Annotated in this window: 11 protein-coding genes and 2 tRNA genes; 11 read left to right on the plus strand and 2 right to left on the minus strand. The window is 68.8% G+C overall.

The window, feature by feature from the left end; translation table 11 throughout:
* The first annotated feature begins 121 nt into the window (after positions 1-121).
* Together ACLQ6X_RS00770 and ACLQ6X_RS00775 are read left to right on the plus strand one after the other, a co-directional pair.
* Entirely contained in the window at positions 122-922 is an 801-nt protein-coding gene (locus tag ACLQ6X_RS00770; protein ID WP_411698251.1) for an inositol monophosphatase family protein, read from the plus strand.
* Positions 923-1180: 258 nt separating this feature from the next.
* Positions 1181-2200 carry a M23 family metallopeptidase gene (locus tag ACLQ6X_RS00775; RefSeq protein WP_411698252.1) on the plus strand — a complete coding sequence of 340 codons (1020 nt, stop codon included), beginning with the start codon at positions 1181-1183 and terminating at the stop codon, positions 2198-2200.
* 162 nt (positions 2201-2362) lie between these two features.
* On the opposite strand, the gene ACLQ6X_RS00780 is transcribed toward ACLQ6X_RS00775, so the two are convergent.
* A complete protein-coding gene (locus ACLQ6X_RS00780; protein WP_411698253.1) occupies positions 2363-4102 on the minus strand; it encodes an alpha-amylase family glycosyl hydrolase in 1740 nt (579 codons plus the stop codon).
* Between the two features lie 144 nt (positions 4103-4246).
* Here ACLQ6X_RS00780 and ACLQ6X_RS00785 point away from each other — a divergent pair, with 144 nt between their 5' ends.
* The 9 genes from ACLQ6X_RS00785 (at position 4247) to ACLQ6X_RS00825 (ending at position 11581) form a co-directional block, all read left to right on the plus strand.
* Complete coding sequence (locus ACLQ6X_RS00785; protein ID WP_411698254.1) at positions 4247-5227, plus strand: hypothetical protein; 981 nt, start codon at positions 4247-4249, stop codon at positions 5225-5227.
* Positions 5228-5230: 3 nt separating this feature from the next.
* The gene (locus tag ACLQ6X_RS00790) at positions 5231-6802 is read left to right on the plus strand and encodes a hypothetical protein (RefSeq protein WP_411698255.1); all 1572 of its coding nucleotides are present in this window, start codon (positions 5231-5233) and stop codon (positions 6800-6802) included.
* On the plus strand, positions 6799-7479 hold the full coding sequence (locus tag ACLQ6X_RS00795; RefSeq protein ID WP_411698256.1) for an ABC transporter ATP-binding protein: 681 nt from the start codon (positions 6799-6801) through the stop codon (positions 7477-7479). Before ACLQ6X_RS00790 ends, ACLQ6X_RS00795 begins: the two co-directional genes overlap by 4 nt.
* A gap of 77 nt (positions 7480-7556) precedes the next feature.
* Positions 7557-8780, plus strand: coding sequence for an ABC transporter permease (locus ACLQ6X_RS00800; RefSeq protein ID WP_411698263.1), 1224 nt, complete (start codon positions 7557-7559; stop codon positions 8778-8780).
* Positions 8781-8863: 83 nt separating this feature from the next.
* A tRNA-Thr gene (locus tag ACLQ6X_RS00805) sits at positions 8864-8935 on the plus strand.
* Positions 8936-8959: 24 nt separating this feature from the next.
* A tRNA-Met gene (locus ACLQ6X_RS00810) sits at positions 8960-9036 on the plus strand.
* A 157-nt stretch (positions 9037-9193) separates the two neighbouring features.
* A complete protein-coding gene (locus ACLQ6X_RS00815) occupies positions 9194-10198 on the plus strand; it encodes a ThuA domain-containing protein (RefSeq protein ID WP_411698257.1) in 1005 nt (334 codons plus the stop codon).
* An 87-nt stretch (positions 10199-10285) separates the two neighbouring features.
* A complete protein-coding gene (locus ACLQ6X_RS00820; RefSeq protein WP_411698258.1) occupies positions 10286-11026 on the plus strand; it encodes an IclR family transcriptional regulator in 741 nt (246 codons plus the stop codon).
* A 3-nt stretch (positions 11027-11029) separates the two neighbouring features.
* The gene (locus ACLQ6X_RS00825; protein WP_411698259.1) at positions 11030-11581 is read left to right on the plus strand and encodes an IclR family transcriptional regulator; all 552 of its coding nucleotides are present in this window, start codon (positions 11030-11032) and stop codon (positions 11579-11581) included.
* 32 nt (positions 11582-11613) lie between these two features.
* Here ACLQ6X_RS00825 and ACLQ6X_RS00830 read toward each other — a convergent pair.
* Positions 11614-12069, minus strand: a 456-nt coding sequence (locus ACLQ6X_RS00830) for a hypothetical protein (RefSeq protein WP_411698260.1), incomplete at its 5' end; no start/stop codon positions are given.

The raw sequence follows: 12069 nt of genomic DNA on the forward strand, positions 1-12069 counted from the left end.
CGATCTTCTCCGGGGGAAGTCGATCGCTTCGATCAGGGTACACGGTTTGTCGGCACTTATGCCGACACGCGGCAGAAATCTCTTTCACCGTTCAGGCGAGCCGATTCGGTAGCCTGAAACCATGCCGAACGAGGAGCTCCTGAGCCTAGCGCGCGACATCGCGATCACGGCCGGCGGTCTGGCGCGCAGGCGTCGCGTCGAAGGCGTCGAGGTCGCCGATCACAAGTCGAGCCCGGTCGACGTGGTGACGCTGGCCGACCGCGAGACCGAGACGCTCATCCGCTCCATGCTCGCCGACGCTCGTCCGAACGACGGATTTCTCGGTGAAGAGGGTGGCGCGGCGACCGGCACGAGCGGGCTCACCTGGGTGGTCGACCCGATCGACGGCACCGTGAACTACCTCTACGGGATTCCGCACTGGGCGGTGAGCGTCGCCGTGGTCGAGGGCGACCCCGACCCGCTGACGTGGCGGGCGCTCGCCGGGTGCGTCACGAACCCCATGACGGGCGAGGTGTACACCGCGACGGAAGGTGGTGGCGCGTTCTCGGGAAATCAGCAGCTTTTCGTTACCGAGCCCGCATCCGTCGCCCAGTCCCTCATCGGAACCGGCTTCGGCTACGAGGCCGCGGTGCGCGCGAAGCAGGGCGCCGTCGTGGCCGGGCTGCTGCCGTTGGTGCGCGACATCCGCCGGTTCGGCACAGCCTCTCTCGACCTCTGCGCCGTCGCGACCGGCCGCCTGAACGGCTATTTCGAGCGCGGCCTGAAACCGTGGGACCATGCCGCCGCTGCGCTCGTCGCGAGGGAGGCCGGAGCGGTGGTCACGGGGGCCGCTGGGGCACCTCCGAGTGCCGACTTCATACTCGCCGCGCCAGCCGAGCTTGCCTCGGCTCTGGAGGGGATACTCGCGAAGTTGGACGCGTGACCCACACTGGGGTGGCAAAACCATGCGTTTGCAGGTAAAGTTTATACATCCGTTACCTTTGTGGCCCGATGCCCGAAGTGTGACTACCCGAGGAATAGAGCCTTATCGCTATCGGCGAGGCCGCTTTTTAGAGGAGTAAACCGCGATGTCCGTACGTAATGCCGTCGTGCTGCGCGCCTCCTTCCCTTCGTCGATCGGTTGCCCCGTATCGTGACGAATGATTCATCCGCTCCCCTGACGCGGCGACAGTTGCGTGCCATGGAAGCAGCCGCCGCCGGCGTGCCCGCCGTGCCCGCGCCCGTTCTGCCGCTACCCCCGCTCGACCAGCCCGTCTCGGTCGCCCCGTCGCTCGCCGACGAGACCGTGGCCGAAGCTCCGGGCGACGACCCGTTCCTGCTCAGCCTCTTTTCCGCAGACGAAGAGCCGGTTCATCCGGAAGCGATCCCCATCGTGGTCGGCACCAAAATCAAGGGCAGCCGCCGTGTAGAACGCGCCGCCCGCCGCGCCGAGGCCCCGCCCAAGGTGCGCATCACCAAGATGCCCAAGCTGGCCCGCAAGGCGAAGACCGCCAAGAAGTCGCGCCCGGCATCCACCCTCCTCTCCGTCGGCGCCCTGCTGTTCTCCGGTGCCCTGCTCGTGGGCACGACGGTTCCCGCCAACGCCTTCATCACCTTCGCCGACGAGCCCGTGGGCGGCGCCGGCGGCTCGAGCATTTCCGATGCGGGACCGGGGCAGACCGTCGAGGTCGCGGCCGATGCCACCGTCAGCGCACTCACCCGCGACGCATTCACCGTCACCTCGTACGCCGAAGTCGTGCGCGAGAAGTACGGCACCCGCGTGTCGACATTCGTGCCGACATCCGGCGCGATTCGCTGGCCGTTCCCGTATGCCACGCCGATCAGCTCGGGCTTCGGCAGCCGCGTGGCTCCCTGCCGCGGTTGTTCCAGCCAGCACCACGGCGTCGACTTCACGCCCGGATCGGGAACCCCGATCTACGCCGTCGCCGACGGTGTCGTGACCGAGTCGACCTTCGGCGGCTCCTTCGGCCAGCACGTCTACCTCGACCACGTGATCAACGGCCAGAAGGTGCAGAGCATCTACGGCCACATGATTGCCGGATCGAGCCCGCTCGTCGCCGGACAGACGGTCAAGGTTGGTGACCTCGTCGGTCTCGTCGGATCGACCGGTGCCTCCACCGGGGCGCACCTGCACCTCGAGATCCACCTCGACGGCGTGTTCGTCGACCCCTTCGCCTGGCTCACGGCCAACGCCAACTAGCTCTTACGCGGGTCGCTCCAGCGACCATATCGAAGACGATTGGGTTTCGATACGGCCGCAGGCGGCCTACTCAACCAGCTGTGACGGCCGCAGGCGGCCTACTCAACCAGCTGTGACGGCCGCAGGCGGCCTACTCAACCAGCTGTGACGGCCTGCGGCCGCCTACTCGGCGAGCTTCAGCCAGACAGTTGTGTCTGCGGGCAGCGAGCCGCCGATGACCGGGCCGCTCGAGGCGAGCACCGTGCCGAGCGGTAGCTCCACCGGCACCTGGCCGGTGTTCGCGATCACCGTGATGCCGGCGTTCGTGAAGGCCACGACCGACTCGCCCAGTCCGGTGATCCACTCGAGCGTGCCCATGCCGAGGTCGCTCTCGCGGCGCAGGGCGAGCAGCGCGGTGTAGAGCTCGAGCGTCGACCCCTCGACGCCGAGCTGTGCGTCGCGCGCGTAGCCCGCCCACTCCTCGGGCTGCGGCAGCCAGCTCTCGCCCGTCGCGTTGAACCCGAAGGCGGGAGCGTCCGCTTCCCAGGGGATCGGCACGCGGCACCCGTCTCGTCCGTAGCGCTCCCCGTTGGTGCGGAACCACGTCGGGTCCTGGCGGGCGGCGTCGGGCAGATGGATCACTTCGGGCAGGCCGAGCTCTTCGCCCTGGTAGACGTAGGCGCTGCCGGGCAGGCCGAGCATCAGGGCCGACGCCGCGCGGGCGCGGTGCAGCCCGAGGTCGGGGTCGGGTAGTCCGGCCGAGTTCGGGCCGATGCCGGCGCCCTGCGGGTTCTCCGCGGTGAGCGCGAGGCGGCTGGCGTGGCGCACGACGTCGTGGTTCGACAGCACCCAGGTGCTGGGCGCTCCGACGCTGGCGAAGGCGGAGATCGAGTCGTCGATGATGCGGCGCAGGGCGGGGCCCGTCCACGGCGTCTCGAGGTAGCTGAAGTTGAAGGCCTGGTGCATCTCGTCGGGGCGCACCCAGCGGGCGAGCTTGCTCAGCGGCTCGACCCACGCTTCGGCGCACAGCACGCGGTCGCCGTCGTAGGCCGCGAGCACGGTGTGCCAGTCGCGGTAGATCTCGTGCACGCCGTCTTGCGCCCAGAAGGGGGCGGTCGGCTGGTCTTCGGAGTGGTCGCTGATGCCGGGCTCGAGCGAGACGCCCTCGGCCGCGCTGCCGCTTCCGCCCATGCTGCCGCCCGGGGTGGGCGTGTAGTCGGGCAGGCCGGCCTGCTTGATCATGCCGTGCGCCACGTCGACGCGGAAGCCGTCGACGCCGCGGTCGAGCCAGAAGCGCAGGATGTCGCGGAACTGCTCGCGCACCCACGGGTTCTCCCAGTCGAGGTCGGGCTGCGACGAGTCGAACAGGTGCAGGTACCACTGGCCGGGGGTGCCGTCGGGTTCGGTCAGGCGCGTCCAGGCCGGGCCGCCGAAGACCGATTCCCAGTTGTTCGGGGGCAGGTCTCCGGATGCGCCCTTCCCGTCACGGAACATGTAGCGCGCGCGCTCGGCCGAACCGGCCGGCGTCGCGATCGCCTCTTGGAACCAGCGGTGCGCGTCGGACGTGTGGTTGGGCACGATGTCGACGATGACGCGCAGCCCGAGCTCGTGGGCGCGGTTCTGCAGGGCGTCGAAGTCGGCGAGGGTGCCGAAGAGCGGGTCGACGTCGCAGTAGTCGGCGACGTCGTAGCCGGCGTCCTTCTGCGGCGAGGTGTAGAACGGCGAGAGCCAGATCGCGTCGACGCCGAGGGCCGCCAGCGAGTCGAGACGCGCGGTGATTCCGGGCAGGTCGCCGACGCCGTCGCCGGTGAGGTCGGCGAACGACCTCGGGTAGATCTGGTAGATCACGGCGCTACGCCACCACTCCGTGCCCAGGGCGGAGGCGGTTGGCGACACGACGGCGGACTCACTTGCGATAGTCATTCGACAAGCCTAATAGCCAGCATGCCGCCGCGCGGCTTAGAGCTTTCGGATGATATCTGAGCCGGAGATCAGTCTCAAGGATGACGAGTTTTCCTTGTTTCGCTGCGTACTGTGATACCACCACTCACAGTCGAAGGAATTCTCATGCGCGCACGTCTGCTTCCCACCAGCGTTGTCCTCGCCCTGGCGGCCGCCCTCGCGCTCTCCGGCTGCACGGCCGGCGGTGGAACCGACGGGGGAGACCTCGATGCCGAGAAGACCCCGATGACGGAGTACTACGACGCCATGTATGGCGGTTACGACGAAAAAGAGGCGGCCGCCCAGCAGAAGAAGGTCGAAGAGCTCGTCGCCACCTGCATGGCCGAGGAGGGGTTCGACTACACGCCCGTCGACCAGTCGCAGTATCAGGGCATGTCGTTCGATGACGAAGACCGCGACACCGAGGAGTGGGTGGCCGAGCACGGCTACGGCATGAACCAGACGCCGGAAGAGATCGAGGAGATGAACGCGCAGTCGGAGGACTTCGTCGACCCCAACCAGTCCTACATCGAGGCGCTGTCTGTGTCGGAGCAGGAGGCCTACTACGAGGTGCTCTACGGACCCGGCCCGAGCGACGAAGAGATGGCCGCGATGGAAGAAGACTCCGGCAGCTACGAGTACAACTGGGAGACCGCGGGCTGCCAGGGTGCCGCACAGCACGAGATCAGCGGCGAAGACCTGACCCAGAGCGAGAAGTACAAGCCGCTCATGGACGAGCTCAACACGATCTGGGAGAAGCTGCAGAAGTCGCCCGAGATCGTGAAGATCGAGGCCGAGTGGGCGGCGTGCATGGCCGACGCGGGGTGGGCGGACTTCAAGAAGAAAGAGGATGCTTCGACCGAGGTCAGCGAGGCATCAAACGAGTACTGGGCCACCGGCACCACGGAAGAGCCCGACGACGCCCTCAAGGCCGAATGGCGCGAGTACGAGATCGAGGTAGCGCTCGCCGATTTCAAGTGTGCCGAGAAGGTGGACTACCAGGACAAGTACCTCGCGGCGCAGTTCGAGTTCGAGAACCAGTTCATCGCCGACCACAAGAGCGAGCTCGACGCCATGGTCGCCGACATCGCCCAGGCCAAGAAGTAGACCGTGGCGCTGCCATTCAGAAAGAAGCCGGCCGCAGAACCCGCGGCAGGCTCGGAGCTCGAGCTCTCCGACGCCGAGTCCGTCGGCCCCTCGCGCAGCCAGGGCTGGGGCCGGTTGCTTCGCGGCAACAAGACCATGTGGGTGGTCGCGGCGGTAGCCGTGGTCTCGCTCGTCGCCGGGCTCGCGCTCGGCCAGTTCATCGTCTCGCCGGGGCAGGCGGCGGCCGACGCCGACGGCCCCAAGGCCGGCCTGATCACCGTGCCGATCGAGAGCCGCCAGCTCGCCAACGACGTCACCATCCGCGGCGACGCCACCTACGCCGACTCGGTCGAGGTGAAGATCGAGACGGGCGAACTCGGGGGTCCGGCCGTCGTGACGGGCCAGGTGCCCGAGGTCGGGTCGACGTTCGACGCGGCATCCGTCGCTCTGGAAGTCACCGGACGACCCGTCATCGTGCTGCCCGGCGACCTGCCCGTGTACCGCACGCTGCGGGTGGGCGTCTCGGGGCCCGACGTCACCCAGCTCAAGCACGCGCTCAACGCGGTCGGAATCAACCCCGGCTCGGTCTCCTCGCCGATGTACGACGCCGCCACCTCCACCGCGGTCGCCGCTCTCTACGCCAAGGTCGGCTACCCCCTTCCCAGCTCGGGCGAGGAGACCGGCGACATGCTGCGGTCGGCGAAAGACGCCGTGAGCGCAGCGAACAGCGGCGTGGCCGCAGCCCAGCGCACGCTCGACGAGGCGCGAGCCGGTGCCACCACGGTGGAACGCACGACACAGGACATGGCCGTGCGCAAGGCGGAACGCGACTACGACGACGGCGTCGCGGCCGCACTCTCGCCGAGCGAGATCGCCACGCTCAAAGACCAGCTCACGCTGGAGTACACGGCACGCGACGCCCTCCTCGCGCCGCGCGACGTGAGCGCCGAGCTCGCCGACCTCACCGCCGCGCAGCAGCAGGTGGTCTCCGCCAAGGAGGCCCTGAGTGCCGCCACCAACGGCACGCTCACGTTCCTGCCGGCGAGCGAGGTGCTCTACCTGCCCGGCCTGCCGCGCCGCGTCGACGAGATCACCGTGGAACGTGGCTCCACCATCTCCGCCGCGGTCATGCGCGTCTCGGGCGCCACCCTGGTGATCTCCGGCACCGCGACCGAGGCCGATGCGAAGCTGCTGAAGGAAGGCGACGCCGCCTCGCTGGCGATGCCCGATGGCAGCACGCATCCCGCAACCGTCGCGTCCGTGGCCCCCGCGGAGGCCGCGGAAGGGTCGACGGAATCCGCAGGCCGCTACACGGTGGTGCTCACGCCCGCCGAACTCAGCGACGAACAGCTACAGGCGCTCCAGGGCAACAACGTTCGTGTCAGCGTGCCCGTCTCGTCGACGGCGGGCGACGTGCTCGCCGTGCCGCTCGCCGCGCTCACCGCCGGACCCGGCGGGGAGTCGCGCGTCGAGATCGCCACCGGTGACGACGACGAGACCCGGTTGGTCGAGGTGACCAGCGGCCTCGCGGCAGACGGCTACGTGGAGATCAGCGGCGACATCGCCGAGGGCGACCTCGTCGTGGTCGGCCGGTGACGCGTCCGCCCGTCGTCGAGCTCATCGACGTGACGCGGTCGTTTCCCGGCCCGCCCGAGGTGCAGGCGCTCAAGTCGATCAACCTGCGGGTGGAGAGCGGCGACTACCTGTCGATCGTCGGTCCCAGCGGTTCGGGCAAGTCGACGATGCTGAACCTGCTCGGGCTGCTCGACCGGCCGAGTGTCGGCGAGTACTACCTCGACGGCGCCTCGACCGGGTCGCTCGACGAAGAACAGCGTGCGGCGCTGCGCGGCGGCAAGATCGGTTTCGTCTTCCAGTCGTTCCACCTGATGCCGCACCGCTCCGTGCTCGACAACGTGCTGCTGGCCACCCTCTACAGCGGGGTGCCGCGCGCCGAACGCGAATCGCGCGCCCGCGCCGCCATCGACCGCGTGGGGCTCTCGCACCGCGTCGACTTCACCCCCGGAACGCTCTCGGGCGGCGAACGCCAACGCGTCGCCGTCGCGCGCGCCGTCGTCGGCTCGCCCGAACTGCTGCTCGCCGACGAACCGACGGGCAACCTCGACGGGACCACCTCGAGCGAGGTCATGGACCTCTTCGAGGAACTCAATTCCGACGGTCTCAGCCTCGTGATCATCACGCACGACCGCGCCGTCGCCGAACGCGCGGAACGCAGCATCCGCATCACCGACGGCCGACTGATGGAACTCGCGTGAAGCTCGCCCTGCGTCGCAAGCGCCCGACGGATGCCGCGCCCGAAACCGTCGAACCGGGCTGGGGAGCGCCGCCCGCGATGGCGCGCGCCGACCGGTTCTCGCTGCAGGACCTGCTCGTGGAGGCGAGCTACGGCATCGGCGCCAAGCCGAGCCGGCTCATCATGACCACCCTCGGAACGGTGCTCGGCATCGCGTCGCTCGTGGTCACGGTCGGGTTCGCCCAGACGGCCGCCGGACAGATCGCGAACCAGTTCGACGCGGTCGCGGCCACCCAGGTGCTGGTGGAACCGGCGACCGCGCGGTCGGGCGGCGGGTCGGAGGTCGCGACGGGAACCCTGCCGTGGGACGCACCGCAACGAGTCGAGCGGCTCGCCGGAGTGGAACGCGCGGGACTCGTGGCGGAGGTGGACGTGAAAGAGGCGCCCGTGACATCCGTTCCCGTCAATGATCCATCCGCGGCCGCGCTTCTCAGCCCGGCCGTCGTCGCGACGACCGCCGACCTGCTCGAGGCCGTGCGCGGCTCGGTCGTGACCGGCCGCTACTTCGACGCCGGCCACGACGAGCGCGGCGACCACGTGGCCGTGCTCGGCGCGCGTGCCGCCGAGCAGCTCGGCATCAACCGCGTCGACAGCCAGCCGTCGATCTTCATCGGCGAGACCTCGTACACGGTGGTCGGCATCATCGACGGTGTCGAACGCCGGTCAGACCTGCTCGACTCGGTGATCCTGCCGATGGGCACGGCGCGCAACGACTTCGACGTGAGCGCACCCACGGAACTGCACGTGCAGATCGCCACGGGGGCCGGAACCCTGGTGGCCCGCCAGGCGCCGATCGCCCTCTCGCCGAACGAGCCGGAGAACTTCACGGTGACGGCGCCGTCGGGCAGGTCCGACCTGCAAGACGACATCCAGGCCGACGTGAACATCGTGTTCCTCATCCTCGGCGGTATCGCGCTGCTCGCGGGCGGGCTCGGTATCGCCAACGTGACGATGCTCTCGGTGATGGAGCGGATCGGCGAAATCGGCCTGCGCCGCGCGCTCGGGGCCACCCGCCGCAACATCGGCATGCAGTTCATGGTGGAGTCGGTGGTGATCGGGCTGCTCGGCGGCTTGATCGGCTCGGCCCTCGGTGTGTTCGCGGTCGTGATCGTGTCGGTGGCGCAGGGCTGGACCCCGATTCTCGACCCGTGGCTCGCCATCGGCTCGGCCCTGCTCGGAGCCGTAGTGGGTCTCGCCGCGGGCGCGCTGCCGGCGCGACGGGCGTCGAACATCGAACCGATCACCGCGCTGCGCGGGTCGTGACGTCGTCGCATCCGCCGCGTGCAGGAACAGCGCCCGGCGGATGCTAGTCTCTTACGGTGCCAAAGCGATGAAAATCGATTTGTGCCCCCTTAGCTCATTGGTAGAGCACTTCCTTGGTAAGGAAGAGGTAGTGGGTCCGATTCCCACAGGGGGCTCGTCAGTCGCCTTTGCGGCTACATGGCTGAGTAGCTCAGTTGGTTAGAGCGCACGACTCATAATCGTGAGGTCGCGGGATCGTACCCCGCCTCAGCTACCACACGGTCGTTACGGCCGGCCCTCGCGATCGATCTGCATCGCCGGAGGGCTTACTGGATGGAACGGGCTTTGCCCGATCGATTCGTCGCGCCTAGATTCGCACCAACCTCCGGGCGTCGATGGCCGGGGAGCGTCGCACAACGATCAAAGGAGATCTCGTGAAATCGCTACTACGGTCGGGCGTCGCTCTCGTCGCCGCGGCAACCCTCGGCGGTGGGATAGTGCTCACCACGGCGGGCATAGGCACCGACAGGGACGGCGACCGAGGCTGGGGCGACCGCCACGGCAACAACGGACGACCGGCGACCGCCAGTCAGATCTACCAAGACGAGATCAAGGACTACGGCGTCTGCCGCGGCACCGACGCCGTCTGCTACAACAACTGGGGCAACGGCTGGGTCGAAGGTGAAGCCAAGCGCATTCTCGTCTGGAGCCGCACGGCCGGCCCGCGTCACGCGCACCTCGGCACCCCGCTCGCTCCCGGGTTGAACCCACCCCTCAACGCCGACAACATCGCGCAGGCCGGCTTGAAGGCCTGGGCGGAGGAGCGCGGCATCGCCGTCGACTACACCGAGGATCTCGCGAGCTTCAGCCGGCTGAGCCAGTACCAGGCGGTCGTGTTCCTCAGCTCCAACCGGGACACGCTCGACGACACGGCGCAGACGAACCTCATGCAGTACGTGCGCGGCGGGGGCGGGTTCGTGGGAATCCACAACGCGTTCGGTGCCGAGTACCACTGGCCCTGGTACGAGGGGCTGCTCGGCGGGGCGAACTTCTACGACCACGCGCCCAATCGCGGCGGCACCGTGGAGACGATCAACCGCCGCGACGTGTCGACGGCGTTTATGCCGCGCACGTGGGCCTTCACCGACGAGTGGTACAACCTCGTGCCCTACCCGAGCTACGTCAACGTGCTGCTCGAGGTCGACGAGAAGACCAGTCTCAACGGGCGGCCGACCGGCCACCCGGGCCACGGCAAGGAGCACGCCGTGAGCTGGTGCCATTACTACGACGGTGGCAGGTCGTGGCTGACCACCCTGGGTCACGACGCGGCGGCCTGGACCGACGCGCCCCTGGCAGGCGACGACCTCTTCAAGCAGCACGTGGTGGAGGGGCTCGAGAGCGCAATGGGGATCAAGCAGTTCTGCACTCCCTCGAGGTGAGCGTCGGCGGCGTCGAGGCTGCTGCGGCGTTCCACTCAGTGGGATGCCCCGGCCTCGACGCCTCGGCCGAGTCGGATACTGGGAGACATGCGAACCGCTCAGGGCGATGAGCCGGTGTCGGTGCTCGACCGGATCATCGCGATCGTCGAGGCCGTGCGCGAGTGCGGGGGCTGTGCAACCGTCATGGACCTCGCCCGGGCCACGGGCATCCCCAAGTCGACGGCATCCCGCACCGTGGCCGAACTCGTTCGGCGGGGCTACCTCGAGCGCACCGAGGCCGGGGTCGTGATCGGACTGAGACTGTTCGAGCTCGGTGCGCGCGCGACGACTCCCCGCCGACTCGGCGCCGCCGCGCTGCCCGTTCTCGCCGAACTCTTCAACGCCACCGGCGAGCACCTCAACGTGGCGGTGCAGGATGGGCGCGACATGGTCTCGGTGATCTCCGTGCGCGGCCGCCTGCGGCCCGCGCCCTCCCGCGCCGGCGCCCGCGTGCCCGCGGCGACGACCGCGCTCGGCAAGGCTTTCCTGGCCTTCACGAGCGACGAGTCGGCCGTGCGCGACATCACCGGAGGTCTGGACAGCCGGGGACGGCGCCACCTCGAGCGGGAGCTCGAAGACGTGCGTTCGTGCGCGGTGGCCATAGATCGATGCGAGACGTTTCCGGGGGTCGTCGGCGTCGCCAGCCCGATCCTGTCGCCTCAACTCGTGCCCGTCGCCGCCATCTCGGTCGCCGGCCCGGTGAGCGAGATGGACGCCGACCGCATGATGCCGCTGGTGCGGCACGCCGCGCTGGCCCTGACCCGACGGCTCGCGCTGCGCGCGGTGTGACCGGTGGCGACGGACGACCCGGTCGGGGTGCTCGACCGCATCACCGTCATCTTCGAGATCCTCGGCGACGACGACCGCGGGATGGGCATCTCGGAGCTCGCCCAGCGCGCCGGTCTTCCGAAGTCGACGGTCTCCCGGCTGGTCAGCGGACTCGTTCGCCGCCACTACCTGGAACGCGAAGGAACGACCATCCGCCTGGGGTTGCGGCTGTTCGAGCTGGGCCAGCTCGCAGAGACGCCCCAGAAGCTGCGGCGCGCGGCACTGCCGATCATGTCGGCGCTTCGCAACGAGACGGGGGCGACCATCGAGCTGGCGGTGCGCGACGACTGCGACATGGTGCTCATCGCGATCATGCGGGGTAGAGCCCCCTACGCCGCCCGACGCATCGGTGAGCGCACTCCCCTCGGGCACGCCATGGTCTCGGGACTGACCGAACCGATCCACTCGCCCGGCATCGAGGCGGCGATCTCGCTGCGCTCGCCGGCGGACGATGTCGACCCGGTTCAGCGGGACGCGGTCGTGGCCGCCGCCCGCGCGATCGAACGCGGGCTATAGCGACCACGACCTGCCCGGTCGCTACTCGTCGCTCACTTCACCACCCGCACGGCCGCCGTCGACGTGAGCTGCTTCTGCACACCGTCCTGCAGCACGTTCAGCCTCACCGTGAGAGAGGTCTCGCCCTCCGGCACGTTGTGGTCGATGTCGGCCTCGTCGAACACCAGCACGACGTGGTTCTTCAGCGACGTCACCTTCGTCGGCTCGACCGGGTTCTGCGAGAGGGGCGCGATGAGCACCGCTCCGCTGTCGTACCGGTACCCGCGCGGCAGCTGGAAGTAGGCGAAGACCTTGCTGGTCACCGGCGAGAAGATGCCCTTCTTCGGTTCCAGGTTCAGCCGGCTCGGGATGAACCGCAGCGCTCCCGGCTGATCCTGCGGGTCGAGGTAGACCTCGATCTTGCCGGTCGGCCTCGGGTCGGTGCAGTCGTTGAAGAAGTACTCCCCGGCCCGGTCGAAGGTGTGTTGATAGCTCTCGCCGGGCTGCAG

Source organism: Conyzicola sp. (assembly GCF_046714715.1).
Taxonomy (GTDB): Bacteria; Actinomycetota; Actinomycetes; order Actinomycetales; family Microbacteriaceae; genus Conyzicola.